We start from the raw sequence: 23244 nt of genomic DNA on the forward strand, positions 1-23244 counted from the left end.
CGGCCGGTCAGTCGGTCAGTCGGTCAGTCGGGGACGACGCGGAAGACCGGGATACGGGGCGCCGCGCGCTCGAAGGCCTCCGGGGAGGCGTCCTCGACCACGCCGTTCTTGACGTAGATGCCGACGCCCATGGGGACCTGCTTGGGGAGTTCGCGCACGATGGGGCCGCGCTCCGACAGCGGGACCTCCTCCAGCCGTACGTGCCAGTGCTTGCGGCCGCGGACCATGACGCCCTCGCCGGCCGCCCGGACGTTCTTCACCCAGTCGGACTCGGGAAACGCCTGGAGCACGTACTGGGTGCCGGCGATCTCGACCGGCGCGACGGGGTTGCTGTACTCCTTGCCGGACTTCCGGCCGCGCACCTTCAGCAGGTGGATCGGCCCGACCGGCAGGCCGAGCCGCTGGAAGGTCTCCATGATCTTGTTGCGGATGCGCAGTGACGCGCTGATCGGCGGGCGGGTGTCAGCGGACATGGCGTGGGCACTCGGCTCTCTGTCGGGTCGGTACGGGGACGGTCTCCGGGCCGGGAGCGGCCGGTGGGCGGTTCCGGTGCGGGCCTGGCCGCCGGGTCGGTGCGGCCGCCGGTTCAGTGCGGGTGCACGAAGCCCGTGGTGTACGCGGTGGTGATCACGTCGATGCGGCTGCGCAGCTCCAGCTTGCTCATCAGGCTGTGCACATGGCTCTTGACGGTGGCTCCGCTGAGGGTCAGTGCCTCGGCGATCTCCGCATTGCTCCAGCCGCGCAGCATCAGGTGGACCACCTCGATCTCCCGGCCGGTGAGCTTGTCGAAGCGGTCCCAGGCGTGCGGGGGCCGTATCGTGCCGGGCAGGCCGCCGACGGCGGCGGGCGGCACCGGGCACACCTGGTAGCCCGACCGCAGCAGGCGGATGGCCGGCACCAGGGTGGACCGGTCGGTGAGGTTGACGGTCAGGCCCGTGACGGCGCCGGCCTCGGCCGGCCGCGGCGACCGGTCGCCGGGCATGCGCTGGGCGAACGGCGAGACCACCAGCACCCGGGGCGCGGGGGCGGCGCCCGCCAGCGCGCGGATCAGCGGCAGCGGGTCGGGGTCGCCGAGGACGACGGCGACCTCGGGGCGGTGTTCGGCGACCAGCAGCGGCAGGTCGGCGGGCTGTGCCGCGTCGCCCGCCACGGTGAATCCGGGTTCCCGGTCCAGGGCCGACACCAGCGCGCCGCGGCTGAGGAAGCTGCCGCCCGCCACCAGGATCGAGACGGGCGGGCCCGGCTCGTCGCCCGCGGGCGGGACCTGTGCGCGCATCGTGTCTCTTCCCCCCGGACGGCGGGCACCCCTGGCGGCCGGGCGCCCGGGTCCGTCCCGCCGCCCTCGATGAGTCCTTACGTAGCGAACTATCAAATCATAGGGGGCCGCCGTCCCCCGGTGTCAACGCGCGCCGGGCGGCCGGGGACACGTGTCGCGGGGCCGGCGGTGGTGCTTTCTCCCGCCTTTATCTCCCTTTGCCGGCGCTCCGTACCGTCGAAGGGTCGGACGAGTCGACGCAATCACACCTCTGGAGCCGAGAGATGAACGCAATCGCCCAGCTCAAGCCTGCCGACATCTGGCGCGACGCCGACGCCGCCAAAAACTTCCTCGACCAGGCGGCCGCCGAGCTCGCCGCCGCCAAGCAGCAGCTCGACTCCCTGCTCCGGGCCGAACCGGGCGCTCACGTGCTGGACGTCGGCTGCGGCACCGGCGACGACGTACGGGCACTGGCCGCCCGGGTGGGGCCGGCCGGCCGGGTGGTGGGCCTGGACTCCAGCGAGCAGCTCATCGCGCGGGGGCGGCCGGCCGGCCCGGACGCCGCGCCGGTGGAGTTCGTGCTCGGGCAGGCGGACGCGCTGCCGTTCGACGACGCGACCTTCGACGTGGTGCGCTCCGAACGGGTGATCCAGCACGTGCCGGACCCGGCGGCGGCCGTCGCGGAGATGCTGCGGGTGGTCAAGCCGGGCGGGCAGGTGCTGGTCACCGACCCGGACCACGGGATGTGGGCGCCGGACCTGGACGACCGGGAGCTGACCCGGCGGATCATGACCTGGTGGAGCGACCACGTGCCGAACCCGTGGGTGGCGCGCCGGCTGCGGGACTTCTTCGTACGGGCGGGGGCGCGCGACGTGGCGATCACGCTCCAGCCGGTGGTGCTCACCTCGCTGGCCGCGGCCGACGCGCTGACCCTGATGAGCAGGGCGGCGACGGCCGCCGAGGCGCAGGGCGTGGTGCCGGCCGGGCAGGCCAGGGCGTGGGGCGCGGAGATCGAGCGCCGGGACCAGGAGGGCCGCTTCCTGATGTTCGGCACCTTCGTCGTCGTCACCGGCGTGAAGTAGGGCGGGCCCTGATGGCGGAAAGGACCGAACACACCACGCGCGTCGCCTCGGAGCGGACGCAGGACCGTACCGGGGAACGCGCCCCAAAACAGGCGGGGGAACAGGCGTCGGAGCAGACGGCGGAATCGGCGGCCGACCGTAGCGCCGCGTACCGGGCGGCCGGGCACCGCGCGCTGGCCGAGCGCTGGTTCGGGCGGGCGTGGGCCGGCGGCGACACCGCTATCGCCGAGGAGGTCTTCGCGCCGGACTTCGTGCTCAACGGCCGTACGGTCGGGCCGGACGGGCCGCGGCACAGCGTGGCGGCGGTGCACCGGGCGTTCTCCGGGGTCCGGGTGACGCTGGACCTGGTGCTGACCGACGGGCCGCACGTGGTGACGCACTACACCACGTCCGCGCGGCACACCGGGACCTTCCGGGGGGTGCCGGCGACCGGACGGTCCATCACGGCCACCGGGATCGTGGTGTGGGAGGTCGTGGACGGCAAGGTCGTCCGGGACTGGAACGTCTTCGACACCGCGGGGCTGCTGGCCCAGCTCACCGGGAACGCGGCGCTCGCGCCCGCGCCTGCCGACGGCCGGCCGGCGGGCTGAGCGCGGGCGGCCGGAGTGCCCGGGTACGGCCGCCGCGTCCGGCGCGACGGTCAGCGGCCGTACCAGACGGTGGTGACGTTGCAGAACTCGCGGATGCCGTGGCCGGACAGTTCGCGGCCGTAGCCGGAGCGCTTGACGCCGCCGAACGGCATCGCGGGGTGCGAGGCCGTCATACCGTTGAAGTAGACCCCGCCGGCGGCCAGGTCGCCCGCGAAGCGCCGCTGCTCGTCCTCGTCGCGGGTCCACACGTTGGAACTCAGGCCGAAGGGTGTGTCGTTGGCCAGGGCGATCGCCGCGTCGAGGTCGGGCACCCGGTAGAGGGTGGCGACCGGGCCGAACGCCTCCTCGCGGTGGATGCGCATGCGGTCGGTGACGCCGGCCAGGACGGTGGGCTCGTAGTACCAGCCGCCCGGCAGCCCGTCGGGGCGGCGGCCCCCGCACAACGCCACGGCGCCCTGGGAGAGCGCGTCCTCGACGAGTTCTTCCAGGTCGGCGCGGCCCTGCTCGGTGGACAGCGGCCCCACGTCGGTGTCGGCGTCGGCGGGATCGCCGACCGCGAGCGCGGCCATGGCGCGGCTGAAGCGGGCGGCGAAGTCGTCGTAGACGTCCTCGTGGACGATGAAGCGCTTGGCGGCGATGCAGGACTGGCCGTTGTTCTGCACGCGGGCGGTGACTGCGGTGGCGACGGCGTGGTCGAGTTCGGCGGCGGCCGAGGGCATCACCACGAAGGGGTCGCTGCCGCCGAGTTCCAGCACGGTCTTCTTGACCTCGTCGCCGGCCACCGCGGCGACCGCGCGGCCGGCGCCCTCGCTGCCGGTGAGGGTGGCGGCGGCGACCCGGGGGTCGCGCAGGATCTTCTCGATGGCGCCGGAGCCGACCAGCAGGGTCTGGAAGCAGCCGGCCGGGAAGCCGGCCCGGCGGAAGAGATCGCCGAGGTAGAGGGCGGTCTGCGGGACGTTGGAGGCGTGCTTGAGCAGGGCGGTGTTGCCGGCCATCAGGGCGGGCGCGGCGAACCGGATCACCTGCCACAGCGGGAAGTTCCACGGCATGACGGCCAGCACCACGCCGAGCGGGCGGTAGCGGACGTACGCGTGCCGGGCGCCGCTGTCCTCGACGTCGGCGGCTGCGGGGTGCTCGTCGGCGAGCAGGTGCTCGGCGTTGGCGGCGTACCAGCGCATGGCCTTGACGCACTTGGCGGCCTCGGCGCGGGCGGCGGACAGGGTCTTGCCCATCTCGGTGGTCATGATGCGGGCGACCTGGTCCTGCTCGGCCTCCAGCAGGTCGGCGGCCGAGGCGAGCAGCGCGGCGCGGGAGTCGAAGTCGGTGGCGCGGTAGCTGCGGAAAGCGCTCTCCGCGCGCGCGAGGCATTCCTCGATGCTCCGGTCGTCCAGCGGCTCGAAGGTCCGGACGGTCTCCCCGGTCGCGGGGTTCACGGTGGCGATGGGCATGGCGACTTCCTCCTCCTGGCCCCGGGCGACGGGACGACCGGACGGCCGGGCAGCCGGCGGCGCTGTGCGCGTACCCCTGCCGGGGCGGTCCATGCGGGCGCCGTTCATCCTGCCCCGGAGCCGGACCAGGTCCGGGGGTACGGCGCGGCGGCGGGGCACGGCGGCACCCGCCCGGCTCAAGACCTTCTGGACGCGGGCTGTCCGCAAGCGTTCACTCTTCGGTAACGTCTGGCACATACATGTCATGGCACATACATGACAGGATCTACGCGCGCAGAACTGCCTCTCGCTCCCCCACCCACCGCCCCCCACCTGGAGGTTGACGGATGCTTGGTCTCCGTACCGTCCGTGGCCGCGCCCTCGTCGGCGCCACCGCGGTCTTCGGCGCGCTGGCGCTGGGCGCCGCCGGCATCGCGGCCGGCAGCGCGCAGGCCTCGCCGGCCGCCCCCGCGGCGCCGGCCGCCGCGACGACGCACCGCGTGCTGTTCGACAACACCAAGGCCGAGACGGCCGGCAACGCCGACTGGATCATCAGCACCAGCCAGCCGGACCCGCTCGGCCAGAACCCGTCGCCCAGCAAGGAGACGGACTGGACCGGCGCGCTGTCCTCGTGGGGCGTGGCCCTGCAGAAGGCCGGCGGCTACTCGCTGAAGACCCTGCCGTCCGGGAACACCATCACCTACGGCGGCAGCTCCGCACAGGACCTCAGCAACTTCGACACCTTCGTGATCGACGAGCCGAACGTGAAGTTCAGCGCCGCCGAGAAGACCGCCATCATGAAGTTCGTGCAGAACGGCGGCGGCCTGTTCCTGATCTCGGACCACAACGGCAGCGACCGCAACAACGACGGCTGCGACTCGCCGTGCGCGATCAACGACCTGCTGACCAACAACGGCGTCGACAACACGGACCCGTTCGGCTTCTCCGTGGACCTGCTGGACATCAGCAGCGACAACCCGAAGGCCATCAGCGACAGTTCCAACCCGGTGCTGCACGGCCCGTTCGGCACCGTGACCGGCAGCATCATGGCCGACGGCACCACCTTCACCCTCAAGCCGGCGGACAACCCGGCGGTCAAGGGCCTGCTGTACCGCACGGGTTACTCCGGCAACACCGGCGCGTTCTTCGCCACCAGCACCTTCGGCAGCGGCCGGGTGGCGATCTGGGGCGACAGCTCTCCGGTGGACGACGGCACCGGCCAGTCCGGGAACACGCTCTACGACGGCTGGAACGACCCGGGCGGCACGGACGCGGCCCTGGCGCTGAACGCGACCGCCTGGCTGGCCGGCAACGGCACCACCACCACTCCCCCGCCGACCACCACCCCGCCCACCACCCCGCCCGGCGGCGGCACCTGCACCCCGGCCCAGCTGCTGGCCAACCCCGGCTTCGAGTCCGGCAACACCGCCTGGTCCGCGTCCTCCGGCGTGATCACCAACTCCACCGGCGAGGCGGCCCACAGCGGCTCGTACAAGGCGTGGCTGGACGGCTACGGCACCGCGACCACCGACACCCTCTCGCAGTCGGTGAGCGTCCCGGCCGGGTGCGCGGCCACCTTCTCCTTCTGGCTGCACATCGACACCGCCGAGACCGGTTCCACGGCGTACGACAACCTCACCGTGCAGGTGCTGAACTCCTCCGGCACCGTGCTGCGCACCCTGGGGACGTACTCCAACGTCAACGCCGCCTCCGGCTACGCGCAGAAGTCCTTCGACCTGAGCGCCTACGCCGGCCAGAACGTGACCGTGAAGTTCACCGGAACCGAGGGCAGCAAGCTGCAGACCTCGTTCGTGGTGGACGACACGGCGCTCAACGTGAGCTGACGCGGGCCCACGTGACGTCGACGACCTGACGCCGCTTCCGGTCTGCCGGCCGGGCGTCAGGTCTCCGGGGCGTCGAACTCGCACCAGACGGCCTTGCCGTCGCCGCGCGGTTCGACGCCCCACCGCGCGGCGAGCGCGTCGATCATCAGCAGCCCGCGGCCGGAGGTGGCCGCCTCGCCGGGCGACCGGCGGCGCGGCCACACGCTGGAGCGGTCCTGCACCGACAGCCGGACCCGGCGCACCGGTTCGGGCAGCACCTCGAGGGTGACCACCGCGCCGCCCTCGGTGTGCAGCAGGACGTTGCCGAGCAGTTCGCCGGCGGCCAGTTCCAGATCGTCGGCGAGATTCGGCAGCCGCCAGGCGACCAGCGCCTCGCGCAGGGCGTCGCGGGCCTCGGCCAGGCCCTCGGGGTCGGCCTGGTGGACGTAGGTGTGCATCCGGGGGGCCCGCGGGGTGCCGTCGTCGGGCGCGCGGCGCAGGATCAGCAGGGCCACGTCGTCGTCGGAGCCCCAGCGCCGCCAGAGGCTGTCGGCCAGGTGGTCGGCCAGGTCCTCGGCCCGCTGCGGGCCGTCGTGGACGGCCTCGGCGAGCGCTTCCATGCCGATGGTGATGTCCAGGCCGCGCTCCTCGACCAGGCCGTCGGTGCAGAACACCAGAGTCTCGCCGGGCACCAGGTCGAGCCGGGTCTCGGGGAACTCCTGCAGGTCCAGCAAGGTGGCCAGGCCCAGCGGCAGGCCGCCGCGGACCCCCGGCCAGCCGGTACGGCCGTCGGTGTGCCGGATCAGCGGGCCCAGGTGGCCGGCCCGGGCCGCCCGGATGGTGCCGGTGCCCAGGTCGAGCTGGACGTAGCCGCAGGTCGCGAAGCGCTCGGTGTCGAGTTCGGCCAGGAACCGGGAGGCGCGGGCGAGCACCGTGGAGGGCGGGTGGCCCTCGGCGGCGTAGGCGCGCAGCGCGATCCGGAGCTGGCCCATCACGGCGGCGGCGTGGGTGTCGTGGCCCTGCACGTCGCCGACGACCAGGCCGACCCGGTTCTGCGGCAGGGCCACCACGTCGTACCAGTCGCCGCCGACCTCCCGGCCGCTGCGGGCCGCGTGGTAGCGGACGGCGATCTCGGCGCCCTCGAAGCGCGGGATGTGCCGGGGCAGCATCGACGCCTGCAGCCCGGTGGCGAACTCGCGCTCCTGGTCGAAGAGGATGGCCCGTTGCAGGGACTGGGCCAGGATGCCGGCCAGTGCCCCGGCCAGCTCCCGATCCTCGCGGGAGAAGTGGGTGCGCTTGCGGTAGAAGAGCCCGAGGCCGCCGATGGCCCGGGCCTGGGCGACCAGCGGCAGGAACGCGGCGGCGTCCAGGTCGAGTTCCTCCAGGTAGGGCCGCAGCAGGGGAAAACGCTCTCCCAGGCGGGCGAAGGATGTCACGAACCGCGGCTGCTGGGTGAGCACGGCCTCGGCCAGCGGCAGCGACTCGTCCAGCCGGCGGGTGCCCAGGCCGCGAAAGCCCACCATGGGCCGGCCGCCGAACGCCACGGCCCGCAGGTTGCTGCCCTCTATCAGGGCCAGCACCATGCCGTCGGCGCCGAACCGCTCCAGGCCGCCGGCCCCGGTGAGCACTGCCGTCACGTCCTCGACGGTGACCGCGTGGGACAGTGCCTCGATGGTGCGGCGGACCAGGGCGGACGGGCTGGGCCGGGCCGGTTCGCCGGCGCCGGCGGCCTGGAGGGAGCCGTTCTGCCCGGGCCCGCCGGCGGCGGGGTTGTGGGCGAGTTCGTCGGTGGCGTCGCGCACGACGCCGACCACGCGGTAGGGGTTGCCCAACTCGTCGCGCAGGATGGTGCCCTGGGTGTGGGTCCACTGCTTGACGCCGTCGCGGCGGGTGACCTGGAAGTACCCGCCGTAGCTGCGCTTGCCGGACTGGAGTGCCTTGCGCAGGGCCACGTCCAGCCGGGCGCCCTCCTCGGGGGTGACCCGCAGTACCAGGGACTCGGGCCGCCGGTCGAACTCCTCCGGGCGCAGGTCGAAGACCTCCAGGCCGGTGGCGTCGAGTTCGAACACGCCCCGGTCCAGGTCCCAGTCGAAGCTGCCCACGCCGTTGAGGGCCAGCCGCTCCGAGGGGCCGAGCTCCGGGGCGGTCGGGTGGCCGGCGGGCGGCGGGCCGACGCGCGGGTCGTACCGCGCGGGGGTCGACCGGGTCGGCCGCGCGGGCGACGTGGGCCCGTTGTGCGCGCTCATGCACCTGCTCCGGGGTCGCACCGGTGGTCGCCGGCCGCGACGCCCGCCGGGTGAACCATGAGGACAACGTCGGCGAGATTTGTCGGCATCAGGCCCATTATCCCCCGAATGGCGGGGGTTTTTCGCGGCGTGGCAGAGCGCTTCCCGGCCGAGCCGCGGTGACGGAGTGCGAGGGCGCGCGTGCGCCGGGTGGCAGCGTATCCGCCGCCGCGGGCCGGGCCGGACCGGCCGGCGGTCATCCGGCGGCCGGTCCGGGCAGCGGGTCCTGGGTCGGGGCGAGGACCGTGAACACCACCAGCCCGGGGCGGGCGGGGCCGGGAGCGGGCGGATTCACCCCGGGAAAGCGCTCCACCAGTGCGTCGAAGACCCGGTACGCGCTGGTCTCGTCCCGGGCTGTGATGAGTATGTGGACCAGGCCCGGCCGCCCCAGGTCCTCCCAGTCGTCGGTCACCGCCGGCTCTCCTTCCCTCGGTCTGCCGCGATCGGATTGCCCGCAGTGACCTCGTGGCGCGCGGAGGCGGTTGCGGCCGGGATCGCGGTTCACCCGCACGGGAGCGCGCGCGGGGGCGTGCACCGCGGGCGTACGGCACCGGCGCACGAGACGGCGCGCGCATGGGCCCGGCACGACTGGGAGGTGCGGCGGTGCGGGGCGCAGGGTAACGGCATGCGCGCCGCGGCGCCGGGTACACGCAAGGGTGCCGCGGGGGCGAGTCCGCGTTCCCGCATTCGATGTACCGGGAGTACCGATGACCGAGCCGCATCCCGAGCCGTTCCCCGGGCCGACCCCGCCGGGGCGGCCGGGCGAACCCGCGCCGGGACCCGATCCGGTGCCGGAGCCCGAGCCGCGTCCGGTGCCGGGCCCCGCGCCCGACCCGGTGCCCACCCCGCCCGGCCCCGAGCCCGTTCCCCCGGGCCCGGCCCCCGATCCGTTGCCGCCGACGCCGCAACCGAATCCGATTCCCGCCCCCGGCCCCCTGACCTGAGCCGGCCGCGCCGAGGGCACCAAGTGGCGGGAGAGCGCTCTCCCGCCACCCATCACACCAGCAGATCACCGCGCACGAGGTGCGGCCGCCCCGGACGGCGACCGCACCTCGTTTCACTTTCCTGACGTCACGCCGTGAGCGATGAGGCTCTCGGCGGTCTCCGCGATGGTGTCCTCGACAGGACGGGGCACCCAGCCGAGGATGCGCTCCGCCTTCGCGCTGGTGGCGTCCAAGTGCAGGCCGAGTTGCGGACGCAGCAGGCGCAGTTGCGGGTTGAACCGGCTGAGGACGCGAGCGAGGGCCAAGGGCATCTCGCGCGTCGGCGCTTTCGCCGCGCGGTCGCCGAGCCGTTGCCGCAGGATGCGGGCGACCTCGACCATGCGCAGGCTGGGGCCGGCGGAAGCGAGCCAGCGTTCCCCGGCCGCGGCCGGGTGGGTCATGGCGCGCACATGCAGGTCCGCGACGTCACGGACATCGACCCAACTGAATCCGAACGGCGGGCACGCGGGAACCTCGCCGTCGAGCATCCTGCGGATGATCTGCAATGAGGGGGGTTCGTCAGGCCCCAGGACGGGCCCGAGGACGCCGACGGGGTGCACGGCGGTGAGCTCGGGTCCGTCACCCTCGTCCTGGACGAACCGCCAGGCCGCGCGCTCCGCGAGCGTCTTCGACCGCTGGTACGGCGCGATGTCGGCGTCGACGTTCGTCCAGTCCTCCTCCGTGAACGGCGTCGAACGCGGCGGGTGACCGTAGCCGATGGCACCGAACGCGCTGGTCAGCACTACTCTGCGGACGCGGGCGGCGCGGGCTGCCCGCAGCACTCTCAGCACGCCGTCCCGCGCGGTGCCGACCATTGCCTCTTCGCTGTCCGGTCCGTTCCGCAGCGTCGGCGAGGCCACGTGGAGCACGTAGTCGCATCCGGCGACCGCCTCTTCCCATCCGTCGTCGCTCTGCAGGTCGGCGCGGACGACGGTCAGCCGCGCGTCGTCGAAGTCGGTTGCGGCGTGCAGTCGCGCGCGAAGCGTGGACGCGCGTGCCGGGTCGCGAACGGTGGTGCGCACCTCGTGCCCGGTTCGCAGCAGTTCGAGCACGCACCAGCTCCCGATGAAGCCTGATCCTCCGGTGACCAATACCTGTGCCATGTGTTTTTCCTCAGCTCGGGCCCGGGCGGACGACGCGGATTACGACAGCGCCATTCCGGGGATGCGCCTCCGGATGGCGTCCAGCTCCGCCTCGTCGGAGATGCCCTGCCAGTCGTACCTGGGTGTGTACGGCGCCTCCAGGGCGCGTACGTCGTCGTCGGTGAGCTCGACGTCCAGGGAGGCGACGGCCTCGTCGATCTGCCGGGTCGAGCCGGCTCCGACCAGCGGCGCGGTGACGACCGGCTGGCGTCGCAGCCAGGCGAGCGCGACCTGCGGGCGGCTGACGCCGTGGGCGTCCGCGACCTGTCCGACCGCGTCGACGATCGCGCGGTTGGACGCCTCTTCGGCGGGCGAGTAGAGCATGTCGGCGAAGGCGCCGTCGGTGGCGGAACGGCGTGTCGACCTCGCGTCGTCCCAGCCGCGGGCGAGGCGGCCGCGGGCCAGCGGTGACCACACGACGGTGCCGACGCCCTCGTCCAGGCACAGCGGGATCATCTCGCGCTCTTCCTCGCGGGCGAGCAGGTTGTAGTGGTCCTGCATGGTCACGAACCGCGCCCAGCCGTGTCGTGTCTGGAGGTGCAGCGCCTTCGCGAACTCCCACGCGTGCATCGACGAGGCACCGAGGTAGCGCACCTTGCCGGCCTTCACGAGGTCGCTCAGGGCTTCGAGGGTCTCCTCCAGCGGAGTGGCGTGGTCGTTGCGGTGCACCTGGTACAGGTCGATGTAGTCCGTCCCGAGCCGGCGCAGCGAGTGGTCGACCTCGGTCATGATCGCCTTGCGCGACAGTCCTCGCCCGTTGGGCCCCGGGCGCATCGGGTGGCGCAGCTTGGTGGCGATCACCACGTCGTCGCGGTCGGCGAAGTCCTTGAGCGCCCGGCCGAGGATCTCCTCGCTGGACCCGTTCGAGTACATGTTCGCGGTGTCGAAGAAGTTGATCCCCGCCTCCAGCGCGTGCTTGATGAGCGGGCGTGCCTCCTCCTCGCCCTTCGACCAGACGGGGTGCCCGCGCTCGGGCTCGCCGTACGTCATCGCACCGATCGCTATCGGAGACACGTCCAGGCCGGTCGCGCCGAGTTTGATGTATCGCATGATGCTCCTCTAGGCTTATCTGGAGAGGTCTCCAGATACCGTAGTGGAGAATTCTCCGGATAGCAAAGTGGGGCTTCAGTGGTCCGTTCGGACGCCCGTGAGAACCGGGCACGCATCCTCGCGGCCGCCCGCGAGGCGTTCGCCGAGGACGGCAGCACGTCGATGAACCAGGTCGCCCAACGCGCAGGCGTCGGCGCCGGCACCCTGTACCGGAACTTCCCGACCCGCGAGGCCCTGGTCCTCGCGGTCTACCAGGACGAAGTCGACCGCATCATCGGCGCCGTGCCCGGCCTGCTCGCGGAGCTGCCGCCGGTCGAAGCGCTTCGTCACTGGACGACCCTGCTCGTCGCAGCGATGCGCAGAAAGCACGGCCTCGGCGACGCCCTCAGCGCCGGCGCGCACCAGACGATCACCGAGCGGACCTACGGCCCGGTCGTCGCCGCGATCAACCAGATCCTCGACGCCGGCAAGCAGGCCGGCACCATCCGCGACGATGCCGACCCCGCTGACTTCCTCCAACTCACCGGCGCCCTCTGGCGCGCCACCCCCGGCCCCGACGACCGGTCCCCCCACATGCTGACCCTCATCCTCGACGGCCTCCGCGCAGCGCGGTAGATCCCGTCACCGCCGGCCCCAGGGCCTGTGCCGGGTTCGGATCATCGTTTCCCGGTTTCACTGATGCCGGGGCCTCTGCCGCCTGGTTGTTGTCGAGGGTGGCGCATGGTGACCTCTGCCGAGCACGTCCTCGACTTCCGCCGTCGGACAACCGCCGCCGACCAGGACGGTCGCCCTGCTGCAAGCCCCGGCGCGACCGCCGGTGCGCCGTTCGCCGCATATCGGCGGCCGTCGCTCAGCGACCGCACCACGGAGGTCGGCGAGGCCACCGCCGTCACCCGCACCCCCCGGCACCGACGCCGGGCTCCACTCGTTCCGGTCTCATTCGCGGCCCGCCTACGCCACCCGTCCGGTGGACGACGTCAAACTGAGCACGCCACGCGAATCCGGCCCGGCCTGTACGGGTCCCGCACGTCCGGACCGCGTATTCGCCGCGCGTCAACGCTCGCCGCCGTGCCGTCAACGTCGCGTCAAATCGCCTGCCCTCCCGGTATGCCGGACGGCTGTGACGGTGACGGCGAGGAGAAGTGCCGTTCCCCGGAACAGCGTGTCATGGTTCGTCACGCCGAGAACGATGCCGCGGATACGACGACAAGGCCGACGGCCTCCGGGAGCCGCGTCGGCTCCCGGAGGCCGTGATACGTCCGGCGCCCTACAACGGGGGGAGTGCCAGGTGTTCACGCAGAGTCGTGCCCTCGTAGGCAGTGCGGTAGGCGCCCCGCTCCTGCAGTTCGGGGACGACCTTGTCCACGATGTCGGTCAGTGACGACGGCAGCAGGTGCGGCACGATGTTGAAGCCGTCCGCGGCCCGGGTGCGGACATAGTGCGTCCACTCATCGGCGATCTGCCCGGCGGTGCCGACGAACGGCGGCCGTCGGGAGGACACCGCGCGGACCAACTCCACAATGGACAGGTTCCTTTCGGCCGCGAGATCACGCCACTTCTGGATCTGCGCGAGCTTGCCGGTACGGTTCTCGATCGCGATCGTGCCGCGCGACGGGTCGAGTTCGGTGTCGCTGGGCTCGACGTCCGGCAGCGGCCCGTCGGGGTCGTAGTCGGACAGGTCCCTGCCCCAGTAGTGCTCGAGGAAGGCGATCGCCTGGGGCGGCGAGACCTGTTCCTCCCGCAACCAGCGCGCTTTCTCCTCGGCCTCGCGCGTGGTTTCGCCAACCACGACCACGGCGCCCGGCAGGATGCGCACCGCCTCGGCCGGCCTGCCGTACCGGGCCAGCCGGCTGCGCAGGTCCGCGGCGTAGGCGCGGGCCTTCTCGTAGTCGGTGTTGGCGGAGAACACCACATCGGCGTGGGCGGCGGCCAGTTCGCGGCCGCCGTCGGAGTCGCCGGCCTGGAAGAGCACCGGCCGGCCCTGTGGGCTGGGCGGCACGGTCGCGGTAGCGCGCAGCCTGACCAGGTCCGTGTCCCGCTCCACCCACCGGACGCAGTCCACGCCGCCGGCCGGGCGGCTTCCGGCGCCCGACCACAGTTCCTTGGCCGCCGCCACGAAGGCCGTCGCGCGCTCGTAGCGGCGCTCGTGCTCCAGCCAGCCACCGTGCCGGAAGTTCGCGCCGGTCCAGGCGTTGTCGGTGGTGACGATGTTCCAGCCGGCCCGGCCCCGCGACAGGAGGTCCAGCGAGGCGAGCCTGCGGGCCAGGTCGGCCGGGTAGTTGTAGGTGGTGTTCTGGGTGGCGACCAGTCCGATCCTGCTGGTGGCCCCGGCGAGCGCGGACAACTGCGTGATGGCGTCGGGGCGTCCGGCGACGTCGAGGTCGAAGACCCGGCCCAGGCCCTCCCGCACCCGCAGCCCCTCGCCGAGGAAGAAGGCGTCGAACAGGCCGCGTTCGAGCAGTCTGGCCACCGCGAGAAACGTGTCGACCGAGGTGTGCGACGGCGAGTCCGGCTGCGTCCAGATCAGTTGGGATCCCACGCCGGTGAAGAAGACACCGAGGTGGACCTGGGCGTTCGGGTCGTACTCAGGGACGGCGGCGCCCGGTACCGGTTCGGTCATGGTGGTCACCTCACGAAGTAGTGGCCGCCGCGCGGGCGAACCGGCTGACCGGGCGCGGCAGGCCCAGGGTCTCGCGCAGGGTCGCGCCCGGCCGCGGCGGCACGTGCAGCCCGGCCTCCGCCAGGGCGGGCAGCACCTGCCGGGTGAGCACCGGCAGATCGACGGCGAGTTCCGCGGGAACGAGCCGCACGCCGTCGACACTGCCTGCCAACGCCCCCAGGAGATCCCTCAGTCCGGCGGCCGTGCCGACGTGGCGAAGACGGCCGGTCTCCTGCCACGGCGCCACCGCGTCGAGCGCGGCGAACCGTTCGGCAGCGGGCACGGAGGTGTCGAGCAGCACTTCGACCTCAGCGAACACCAGGGGCGCGCCGGCCTCACGGGCGACCGCCGCGGCGGCGGCGACGCCTTCCGCGTCCGGCTGCCCGACGAGGGCGATGTCCGCGCGGCCACCGGCGCCGAGGTGGTCGGGAGCGAGCACCACGATCTGGCCCTGCGGCGGCCGGGGCGTGATCAGCGGACCCTTTACGTCGAAGCGTGCGCCCCGGAAGTCGACGTGGTGGACTTTCCGCCAGTCCAGGAAGCGGCCGGTCGCCACGTCCTTGATGACCGCGTCGTCCTCCCAGGAGTCCCACAGCGCGCGGGCCACGTCGATGACGTCGGCGATTTCCCGCCGCAGCGCCTTGGCATCCAACGGCCGTGCACCCACCGTGCCTTGGGCCTCGGCGTCGTTGGCCGCTCCGACGACCCAGGCGGCGCGCCCACGGCTCGCGTGGTCCAGCGAGGCCAGCTGCGTGGCCAGATGGAACGGCTCGGTGACGGTGGCGTGCAGGACCGGCGCGAGGCCGATGCGGTCGGTGAGCGTGGAGACGTAGGCGGCGCGGACCCCGGCTTCCGGGCGCCACCGGCCGCCGGGCGGCAGCGGTCCGTCGGCGAAGGTCGCCAGGGCGAAGCCGCCGGCTTCGGCGGCCGCGACGGTCCGGTGCAGTGCCTGCGGGCCGACCGCGTCGGCGGGTGGGACGGACGCGATCCGTCCGGCGGCCGGGTGGGCGCCGTCGCCGTCGGCCTCCAGCGCGAGGTGGAGAGTGCCGCCCCGGCCGGCGCCTTTGTCAGGACCGGGCATGGTGGTCACCCTCCTTCTCCGGGACGGACCGGCTGGACCGCACCGGCGCAGTAGGGCTCTTCTCGCCGGCTTCGATCGCGACGGTCAGCCGGTTCTCGGCGGGCGGCAGCGGGCAGGTGGCCAGTTCGGTGTACGCGCACGGCAGATTGGTGGCCCGGTTGAAGTCCACCATCACCCGGCCCTCGGCGTCAGGCGCGTCGACGGCAACCGACCGGTTGGCGGCGTACGTGGTGACGCCGGAGGTCCCGTCGGTGAGCAGCACGAACAGGCTCCCGGGCGACCTCCCGTTGAACGCGGTGAGCCGGTGGGTGGTCCCGTCGAGGTCGAACTCGACTGCTCCGGGGGCCTCGTAGACGTGCTGGAGCCCCTCGACGACCGAGCCCACGGTGGTGGGCCGGGGCTGGTCGAACGGCACGTAGCGGCCGCTGCGCGCCCAGCGCGGGTCGGGGGCGTACGCCGGGGTGCCGGTGTACGCGGCGAGCAGTTCGTTCTCCGGGTGCCGGGGACGCAGGATGTCGTGGCCGCCGCGCTTGGCGACCTCGATCACCGCGTCGCCGGCGACCGGGAAGAGGCCGCCGCGCTCCTCGATCACGCCGAACTCGTGCCGTCCGTGCAAGGCCTGGCCGTCAAGGACCAGCCGCTCGTCCTCGGACAGTTCCACCACCACGCCTTGGGCAGTGCTCGACCATGCGCCGGGAGCGTCGTCGAAGCGGGTGGGAATCGCGGTCAGCCAGTGCAGGCCAGTGATGGCGAGGAAGCCGTGCGGGTCGGCGCGCACCGTCTCGTGCCGGGCGTGCCACGCCTGCCACTCCTGGACGAAGGCGGTGCGGTCGGTCTCTGCGGGGGCGGTCATGGCGTCTCCGTATGGTGTCGGGCGGTCCGAGAGGGCCGGTCTGGCTGATGACGGCTTGCCGTCGGGGACAGCGGGGGGTCCGGACGCAGGCGTAACGCCTCCCGCTCTCAGGCGCCTGACCCACCGCCGCGGCGCGGGCATGCCGAACAGAGCCCGGCCCGGACGCACGGGTCCGGGAAGGGCGGCACAGGGAAGGGCGGCACAGGGAAGCGCCGGAGGCGGTGGAGGAGCCCGGGCGGGAGCGGGCGGAGGCGGCGTCCGCGCAGTCGGCCCGCGGCGCGCGGCAGCGGGAGACTAAGGGAGGTCTACGGTGTCGCCCTCGGCACCCGCGCACCGCGCCCCGGACACAGCGCGCCGGCGACGCGGCGGAAATCGATGTGACGGCGCGAGAACAGCGCAACGGCGAGGAAAGGTCGCTCGCTGGAGCCCTGCACGGCGTCACCTCCGCGTTCCGATCGGCTCCCACGGCCGAGGCCGTGATCGCGAACACTCATGACCTGCGATCACGGTAACTCCACACCCGGCCGAGCACAATGGCGCGCCGAAAGGAGCAGCCACGGGACTGACCGCGCAGATGGTCAGCCGATGGCGCGCAGGGCGCCGCCGGGGTGCCGGTGGCGGCGCTCAGCGATTCGGGCGGTCGCCTCGTCGGCGGGCAGCAGGACGACGAGTTCCTGCCCATCGGCGGGGGGCAGCTCCAGGCGTTCGCGCTCCCAGCGCAGCTCCGGCGTCCCGGGAGGGGCGAGGCGCAGCGGGACACGGGGCGGAGGCAGGTGGCGGTCGAGCCGCCGGGTGAACTCGTGTCCGGCGAGAGGGGCGAGTTCGGACCTGAGCCACTCGGAGGCGGCGACGGTGGGTGCGAACCACAGGTCGAAGGCCAGCTCGTCGGCCACCTGCTCCCAGTCCGCGAAGAACGCCCGCGCCCGGGGATCGGTGAAGACGTACCGCGTCAGGTTCGGCGCCGGGGCGTCCAGCAGCCCGCTCCCCCGCACCAGCCGCTCGAACCCGCGGGTGTGCGCCAGCACGTCGCCCAGCCGGTTGGTGACGAACGCCGGCGCCGGTTCGAGGAGGCGGAGGGTCGCCAGCACGGTGGGCCGGACGTCACGGCCGGGCGGCTCGGGCCGTCGGTGGCTGATGCACGCCCCGCCGCTGATCTTGGTGAGGTAGCGCAAGTGATCGCGTTCCGCGGCGTCCAGGCTGAGTCCGTCGGCGATCGCGTTGACCACGGCGGGCGACGGGTTGCGGTCCCGTCCCTGCTCGATACGGGTCAGGTACTCCACGCTGATGCCGGCGCGCGCGGCCAGGTCCGAGCGCCGCAGCCCCGGCGAGCGCCGCCGCCCCCGCTCGGGCAGCCCGAACGTCGCGGGCTCGATGCTGTCGCGCTTGGCGCGGACGAAGTCGCCCAGCGGAGTACCCATGAAAAAAGTCTAGGCCGGGCGGCCGGGCCGTCGAAGCGCACAGCGTGGCCCCGCGGGGGCCAGCCCGAGCCCGGTCTGGCTGCGGTTCGCGCAACGGTGGACGGTGGACCGCATGACTGAGAAGCACACGTTGGCCGTCGTCGTCGGGAGCGTCCGCGAGGGCCGGTTCGGGGATGCCGTGGCCGCCTGGGTGGCGGAACAGGCACAGGAGCACGGCGGGTTCGAGGTCGACGTCGTTGACCTCGCCGACACGCAGATCCCGCTGTCCCTGCCCGGCGAGTCGCCGAAGTACGCCGGCGACACCTACCCGCGGCCCGCCGGGATGGCGTCCCTGACGGCATCGCTCACGCGGGCCGAGGCGTTCGTCCTGGTGACGCCGGAGTACAACCACAGCTACCCGGCCTCCCTGAAGGCCGCCGTCGACTGGCACTTCACCCAGTGGACGGCCAAGCCGGTGGCGTTCGTGAGCTACGGCGGCGCCGCGGGAGGCCGGCACGCGGTACTCCACCTGGAGAACGTCCTCACCGAACTGCACGCGGTGACGGTGCGCGACGGCCTCGCCTTCCCTAACTGCCATCGCACCTGGCTGGACGGGCGGCCGGTGGACCCGCAGGCTCCCGGATACGCCCGGACCATGCTGGACCAGCTCGCCTGGTGGGCCGCCGCGCTGAGCGCGGCCCGCGCCACCACCCCGTACCCGGCGTGACGGCTCCGTCCGGCGCCCCGGGTCAGGACCGCGGCGGCACGCGGATCTGGTCCAGGAACGCCTCGGCCGCGGCGGCTGCCCGGCCGACGTGCTCGGCCATGAGCTGCCGCGCCCGCTCGCCGTCGTGGTCCTTGATGGCCGCCAGGATCACCCGGTGTTCGTCGGCGGCCTGAGCCAACCGGCCGGTGAGCGTGAGCCCCTGCAGCGGGATCTGCTTCCACAGGCGGTCGATGAAGTCGGCGAGCAGGTCGGAGCCGCCGGCCGCCGCCACCGCGCGGTGGAACTGGACGTTGGCGTCGCCCGCACCGGCCGTCCCCGAGCCGGCTGTCGCCCGGTCCATCGCGGTGCACGCCGCCTCGATCGCCGCCAGCGCGTCGGGGTCGGCGCGTACCGCCGCCAGCATGGCCGCCTCCGGTTCCAGCACGGACCGCAGCATCGACACCTCGGCGGACCGTTCCCGGGTGTGCTCGCTGATGACGGTCATGTGGTTGGGGCGGCGTACCACCAGGCCCTGCTCGGCGAGCAGGGCCAGCGCGTCACGGACCGGGGTGAGGCTCATCCCCAGTTGCTCTGCGACCTCGGTGATGATCACCCGTTGGCCGGGCGCCAGGTCACCGGTCTGGATGGCCCGCAGCAGGGCTGCGTACGCCGCCTCGCTCTTGGTGGGGGCGTGGGGAGGAGTGAGCCTCATCACGGCATTCTACCGATCGGCTTCGGCCCGGCCGGTCCGGGCGTCGACGGCCACCCGGACCGTCGCGCCCCGCGAAGTCGTGCCGTACACCGGACAGTTCTCTGTGTAGAGGCGTACCAGGAGATCCGCCTCCTCCCGGGTGACGCCCCACGTGGTGACCTCCAGTACGACCTCCTCGTACGCGGTGGGATCGGTGGGGTGCCGGGTGTAGGAGACCTTCGCTTCGACGTCGTCCAGGGCGATGGCCTCTTCCCGTGCGAAATGCGTGACGCTGCTGGTGGCGCAGGCGCCGAGCGCGGCCAGCAGGAGTTCGCCGGCCAGCCAGGCCTGCCCGCGGCCGCCGCGGCTGTCGGTGGAGTCGACCACGAGGAGGCGCTCCCTGGCCTCGGCCAGGAACCGCCCCTGGGTACGGGTGGTGCCGACGACGACGGTGTTGTCCGCCATGGTGGTCCTCACTTCATCAATCGGTGGGTGCGTGGGTCGGTGCAGCACGGGCGGGTGCGGCCGTCAGGCGCCGCGCACGTGCGGCAGGATCTTCTCCGCGACCTCGTAGGCGCCTTCGAGCAGCGGCAGCGAGTCGAGGATGAAGATGTCGATGCCCAACTGCCGGTACTCCCGCAGCCGCGCGGCGATCGTGCGGTGGCCGCCCACCAGAGCCATGGGCGGACCCTGCTGGAGCAGGGAGATGCCCGGCCACAGCACGTCGTCGTGGGCCAGGTCGCGTGCGGAGTCCGGTAGCCGGCCGGCGCGCAGCGCGTCGAGGCCGGCGGCCGGCAGGGTGGCGAAGATCCGCGACTGGGTGACCGAACGGCCTCCGGCGTTACCGCCCTTGCCGATGACGCCGAGTTTGCGGTCCAGGGTGGCACGGCTGGTCGCCCGCAGGAGCGCGTCGGCCTTGCGCCAGGCATCGGCGTCGGTCTCGCCGGTGACCAGGGAGGCGCGCAGGCCCAGGCGAGGTGCGCGGCCGTGGTCGGCGGCGCGGTCCCGTACGGCCGCCAGCTTCTCCTCGATCCGGCCCAAGGGTTCGGCGAAGGTCAGGTAGGCGTCGGCGAAGCGGGCGGCCACCTCCAGGGCCTTGCCGGAGGAGCCGGAGAACCACAGTGGGATGTGGTCACGCCGGGAGCGGACCCAGGGGTTGCCCACGGCGTTCTCCACGTCGACGTAGCGCCCGCGGTAGGTGACGGTCTCGCCGGCGACGAGTCGGTTGAAGACCTCCCAGTACTCGGCGTGCAGGTCGTAGCGCTCGTCGTTCTCCAGCCGGATGCCGTGCTGCCGCCAGATCGGGGTCTCGGAGTTGATGACGTTGATCAGCAGCCGGCCGTCGAAGAGCTCGTCGAAGCTGATGGCCGTGTTGGCCAGTTCGGTGACGGAGGTGACCTGCGGGCGCAGCGCGAGCAGGGGCTTGAAGTCGCGGGTGACGGTGGCGGCGGCGGTTCCCGTCACCCATGCGTTGTGGCCGGTGGTGGACAGCAGGGCGCCGCTGTAGGGCAGGGAGTCCAGCGCGGTGGCCAGCGCCTTGACGTCCGGCAGGCGGATGTCGCGCCGGCCCTCGGGCTCCCAGGGATAGGGGCCGTCGTGGGAGACGTAGTACCAGAGGAATTCGGGATCGGTGACGCTCACGGGAGCACGTCCTTTCGTGGTTTTCGGGGCGGGCGGGTCAGTCCGGCAGTCCGCGGCCGCGGGTCTCCGGCAGGAACAGCACCGCGGCCAGGCCGATGAGGTACAGCGGGGCGAAGGCGGCGGCGGTACGCCCGAACCCGCCGATCGCCGAGGCCAGCGAGCCCGAGACGATCGAGCCGGCCATGGCGAGGTAGCGAGCGCCGGAGAACACCGAACTGATGGCGGTGGCCCGCACGGCGGTGGGGAACAGTTCCGGGGTGTGCACGGCGTACCAGGCGTACAGGCCGCCGGTGAAGAACCCCGCGACCAGTTGCAGCCAGGTCACCAGTCCTGCTCCGTGCACTCCGAGAAAGACCACCGGCACGACGGCCGCCGAACCGGCGAAGTACAGCACGGTCGTGGGCTTGCGGCCCCACCACTCGGCGAGGAACCCCAGCGCGACGCAGCCGAGGATCTCTCCGACGTTGTAGAGCGCGCCGGCCCAGCCCGTGTAGAAGGCGATCCGGCGCGGGTCGTGGACCATCCCGCCGACGAAGGTCGGCAGGAAGGACGAGACCGCCCACCAGCCGCCGGTGATGCCGATCGACACCACAAGAGCGGCGAGGAACCGCCGCAGCAGGCCGGAGCCGGCGCCGCGCAAGTCCGACCACCGGACCGCCCGGGCCCGTCCGGCCCAGCGCGGGGACTCGGGGATGCTGCGGAAGACAGCTGCGACCACGAGGAGCGGCAGCAGACCGAAGAGGTACATCCACCGCCACGACAGCCCCCAGGTGGAGCCGACCAGCACCCACAGGGCGGAGACGATCAGTCCGCCCACGGAGAAGCCGGCCTGGAGCAGTCCGGCGCCTTTGGTGCGCCACCGCTCCGGCCAGACCTCCTGGAGCAGCGAGGTGCCCACGCCCCACTCGGCTCCGATGCCGACACCCGTGACGAAACGGGTGAGGCCGAGCAGCCACCAGGTGCCGGTGACCGCGGAGGCGACCGTGGCCACGCTGTACACCGCGACGCCGGCGACCATGGTCCGGCGCCGGCCGAGCCGGTCGCCCAGGGCGCCGCCCACGATGCCGCCGGTCGCCCAGCCCGCCAGGGTGAGGGCCAGCAGGTACCCCATGTAACGCGGGACCGAGCCGGCCTCGCTCGTCGGCAGGAGGTCGAGGAGGGCCGGTTTGCCGGTGATGATCAGGACGAACGTGTCGTAGCCGTCGGCGATCCAGAAGACGGTGGTGATCGCGAGTACGGTCCACGCGCGGCGGTCGAGTCCGGCCGGTGCCGGGGGCGCCGAGGCGACGGTGGAGGTCATGAGGTCTCCTGCGGGGACGGGAGGCGGTCGGCGGGTATGCGCAGCCCCGCCTGCTCCAGCAGCGGGACGATCGCCCGGCCGAAGTGGTCGAGTTCGGGGAGGTAGTCGTAGAAGGTGAGCTGGACGCCGTCGAGGCCGGCGGCGTGCAGGTCGGCCAGGCGCCGGGCGACCTGGTCCGGGTCGCCCACGATGTGCAGGTGTCCGCCGACGGCGCGGCCGCGGGCGGAGTGCTCGAGCCAGGACCGGCTGTCGCCCGCGCGGTGCCGCCCGGTGAAGTTGGTGATCGACTCCAGGTCGGCGTGGTCCATGATCGCCTGATAGCGGGCCTGCGCCTCCGGCGCGGTGGGGGCGGAGACCACCGTGGGATTGATGATCACCTTGACCTCGCGGCCCCGGTCCCGGGCGGCCTGCTTGACGCGGGCGACGTGGTCGGGCAGGGCGCTGATCGCTCGGTCGAAGTCCTCCCCCGCGGGCGAGGAGACGAAGACGATGTCGGAGTGCCTGCCGCCGTAGGCGAAGCCGGCCGGGGAGCCGCTGGCGGAGACCAGGATTGGCCGGCCGTAGGCGGGCCGGGGGGAGACGTAGGCACCGCGCAGGGACCAGTGCCGGCCCTCGTAGCCGAGGTTGTCCCGCCCGGCCCACAGGTCCTCGCAGATCGCGGTGAACTCGTCGACCGCCTCGTAGCGCAGGTCGTGGTCGAGACGGGTCGTGCCGAACATCTCCGGCTCGGTGTCGGCGTAGCCGGTCACGATGTTGGCGCCGAAGCGGCCGCCGGAGATGTGGTCCGCCGTGGCCAGGAACTTGGCCAGGTGCAGCGGGTGCCAGGGGCCGTAGAGGGCGTGGACCGTGCCCAGCAGAAGGATGCGCGAGGTGGCCGCGGACAGCGCGACGGCCGAGACGAACGGGTCGAGGAAGTTCTCGCGGTACCCGGTCGCGCCGCCGAAGCCGCCCTTGGGCAGCCACTGCGACAGGCCGAAGGCGATGTCGAAGCCGAACGCCTCGGCGCGCCGCGTCAGTTCGAGGTTGTAGGGATAAGTCCAGTCAGTGCCGCGGGGCAGCGTGGACTGCGACCATCCACCGGTCTGCAGCGGCAGGAAGATGCCGAGCAGGAACGGCTGGCGGAAGGCACGGGACAGCGGGCTGTCGGGGAACTCCTGCGGCCCCGGCGGGACGTGCAGGGTTTCTCGGGTGCGTACGGACACGGGGGCTCCGGAGTGCCGGTCGGTCCGTCAGTTCTCATGCAATATATAAATTGCATGAGCTGGCGGAGTGTGAAGGA

General features: G+C 72.9%; 22 protein-coding genes. 5 read left to right on the forward strand and 17 right to left on the reverse strand.

The features are described 5' to 3' along the window. Positions 1–23: 23 nt before the first annotated feature. Together ITX44_RS27330 and ITX44_RS27335 are read right to left on the reverse strand one after the other, a co-directional pair. Positions 24–473, reverse strand: coding sequence for a PNPOx family protein (locus ITX44_RS27330; RefSeq protein WP_205360065.1), 450 nt, complete (start codon positions 471–473; stop codon positions 24–26). Positions 474–586: 113 nt separating this feature from the next. After that, positions 587–1276 (reverse strand): response regulator transcription factor, encoded by a 690-nt coding sequence (locus ITX44_RS27335; RefSeq protein ID WP_205360066.1) that lies wholly within the window; start codon positions 1274–1276, stop codon positions 587–589. A 263-nt stretch (positions 1277–1539) separates the two neighbouring features. On the opposite strand from ITX44_RS27335, the gene ITX44_RS27340 reads away from it, so the two are divergent. Together ITX44_RS27340 and ITX44_RS27345 are read left to right on the forward strand one after the other, a co-directional pair. After that, positions 1540–2337: a methyltransferase domain-containing protein gene (locus ITX44_RS27340; protein WP_205360067.1), complete on the forward strand. Its 798-nt coding sequence runs from the start codon at positions 1540–1542 to the stop codon at positions 2335–2337. An 11-nt stretch (positions 2338–2348) separates the two neighbouring features. Next, positions 2349–2927 (forward strand): ester cyclase, encoded by a 579-nt coding sequence (locus ITX44_RS27345; RefSeq protein WP_205360068.1) that lies wholly within the window; start codon positions 2349–2351, stop codon positions 2925–2927. Positions 2928–2977: 50 nt separating this feature from the next. Here the strand turns inward: ITX44_RS27345 and ITX44_RS27350 are convergent, their stop codons facing one another. After that, positions 2978–4375 (reverse strand): NADP-dependent succinic semialdehyde dehydrogenase, encoded by a 1398-nt coding sequence (locus tag ITX44_RS27350; RefSeq protein WP_205360069.1) that lies wholly within the window; start codon positions 4373–4375, stop codon positions 2978–2980. Between the two features lie 326 nt (positions 4376–4701). Between ITX44_RS27350 and ITX44_RS27355 the strand changes: the two genes are divergently transcribed. After that, entirely contained in the window at positions 4702–6198 is a 1497-nt protein-coding gene (locus ITX44_RS27355; protein ID WP_205360070.1) for a M6 family metallopeptidase, read from the forward strand. Positions 6199–6254: 56 nt separating this feature from the next. On the opposite strand, the gene ITX44_RS27360 is transcribed toward ITX44_RS27355, so the two are convergent. The 4 genes from ITX44_RS27360 to ITX44_RS27375 all read right to left on the reverse strand — a co-directional run bounded on the left by ITX44_RS27360 (position 6255) and on the right by ITX44_RS27375 (position 11637). Then, positions 6255–8423, reverse strand: a complete 2169-nt coding sequence (locus ITX44_RS27360; protein ID WP_205360071.1) for a SpoIIE family protein phosphatase — start codon at positions 8421–8423, stop codon at positions 6255–6257. 235 nt (positions 8424–8658) lie between these two features. Beyond that, positions 8659–8874: a hypothetical protein gene (locus ITX44_RS27365; protein ID WP_205360072.1), complete on the reverse strand. Its 216-nt coding sequence runs from the start codon at positions 8872–8874 to the stop codon at positions 8659–8661. A gap of 645 nt (positions 8875–9519) precedes the next feature. Next, entirely contained in the window at positions 9520–10548 is a 1029-nt protein-coding gene (locus ITX44_RS27370; protein ID WP_205360073.1) for an NAD-dependent epimerase/dehydratase family protein, read from the reverse strand. A gap of 39 nt (positions 10549–10587) precedes the next feature. Beyond that, on the reverse strand, positions 10588–11637 hold the full coding sequence (locus tag ITX44_RS27375) for an aldo/keto reductase (RefSeq protein ID WP_205360074.1): 1050 nt from the start codon (positions 11635–11637) through the stop codon (positions 10588–10590). Between the two features lie 78 nt (positions 11638–11715). Here ITX44_RS27375 and ITX44_RS27380 point away from each other — a divergent pair, with 78 nt between their 5' ends. Beyond that, entirely contained in the window at positions 11716–12252 is a 537-nt protein-coding gene (locus ITX44_RS27380) for a TetR/AcrR family transcriptional regulator (protein ID WP_205360075.1), read from the forward strand. A 652-nt stretch (positions 12253–12904) separates the two neighbouring features. On the opposite strand, the gene ITX44_RS27385 is transcribed toward ITX44_RS27380, so the two are convergent. From ITX44_RS27385 to ITX44_RS27400, 5 genes are all read right to left on the reverse strand, one after another. Further along, on the reverse strand, positions 12905–14257 hold the full coding sequence (locus ITX44_RS27385) for an NtaA/DmoA family FMN-dependent monooxygenase (protein ID WP_205360076.1): 1353 nt from the start codon (positions 14255–14257) through the stop codon (positions 12905–12907). Positions 14258–14267: 10 nt separating this feature from the next. Further along, positions 14268–15377, reverse strand: coding sequence for an LLM class flavin-dependent oxidoreductase (locus ITX44_RS27390; RefSeq protein WP_205360077.1), 1110 nt, complete (start codon positions 15375–15377; stop codon positions 14268–14270). Further along, positions 15364–16230, reverse strand: coding sequence for a DUF1684 domain-containing protein (locus ITX44_RS27395; RefSeq protein WP_205360078.1), 867 nt, complete (start codon positions 16228–16230; stop codon positions 15364–15366). Before ITX44_RS27395 ends, ITX44_RS27390 begins: the two co-directional genes overlap by 14 nt. Before the next feature lie 305 nt (positions 16231–16535). Next, entirely contained in the window at positions 16536–16724 is a 189-nt protein-coding gene (locus ITX44_RS43110) for a putative leader peptide (protein WP_372441005.1), read from the reverse strand. Between the two features lie 84 nt (positions 16725–16808). Further along, positions 16809–17648, reverse strand: a complete 840-nt coding sequence (locus ITX44_RS27400) for a helix-turn-helix domain-containing protein (protein WP_205360079.1) — start codon at positions 17646–17648, stop codon at positions 16809–16811. A gap of 112 nt (positions 17649–17760) precedes the next feature. Between ITX44_RS27400 and ITX44_RS27405 the strand changes: the two genes are divergently transcribed. Beyond that, entirely contained in the window at positions 17761–18354 is a 594-nt protein-coding gene (locus tag ITX44_RS27405; RefSeq protein WP_205360080.1) for an NADPH-dependent FMN reductase, read from the forward strand. A 22-nt stretch (positions 18355–18376) separates the two neighbouring features. Here the strand turns inward: ITX44_RS27405 and ITX44_RS27410 are convergent, their stop codons facing one another. The 5 genes from ITX44_RS27410 to ITX44_RS27430 form a co-directional block, all read right to left on the reverse strand. Further along, positions 18377–19045, reverse strand: coding sequence for a GntR family transcriptional regulator (locus tag ITX44_RS27410; RefSeq protein WP_205360081.1), 669 nt, complete (start codon positions 19043–19045; stop codon positions 18377–18379). Positions 19046–19054: 9 nt separating this feature from the next. Continuing rightward, positions 19055–19489: an OsmC family protein gene (locus ITX44_RS27415; protein WP_205360082.1), complete on the reverse strand. Its 435-nt coding sequence runs from the start codon at positions 19487–19489 to the stop codon at positions 19055–19057. 63 nt (positions 19490–19552) lie between these two features. Then, the gene (locus ITX44_RS27420; RefSeq protein WP_205360083.1) at positions 19553–20665 is read right to left on the reverse strand and encodes an LLM class flavin-dependent oxidoreductase; all 1113 of its coding nucleotides are present in this window, start codon (positions 20663–20665) and stop codon (positions 19553–19555) included. Positions 20666–20702: 37 nt separating this feature from the next. Next, positions 20703–21965: an MFS transporter gene (locus ITX44_RS27425; protein ID WP_205360084.1), complete on the reverse strand. Its 1263-nt coding sequence runs from the start codon at positions 21963–21965 to the stop codon at positions 20703–20705. Then, a complete protein-coding gene (locus tag ITX44_RS27430; protein WP_205360085.1) occupies positions 21962–23167 on the reverse strand; it encodes an LLM class flavin-dependent oxidoreductase in 1206 nt (401 codons plus the stop codon). The genes ITX44_RS27425 and ITX44_RS27430 overlap by 4 nt, the downstream gene beginning before the upstream one ends. Positions 23168–23244 lie beyond the last annotated feature (77 nt).

The organism is Actinacidiphila acididurans, assembly GCF_016918855.1.
Lineage (GTDB): Bacteria > Actinomycetota > Actinomycetes > Streptomycetales > Streptomycetaceae > Actinacidiphila > Actinacidiphila acididurans.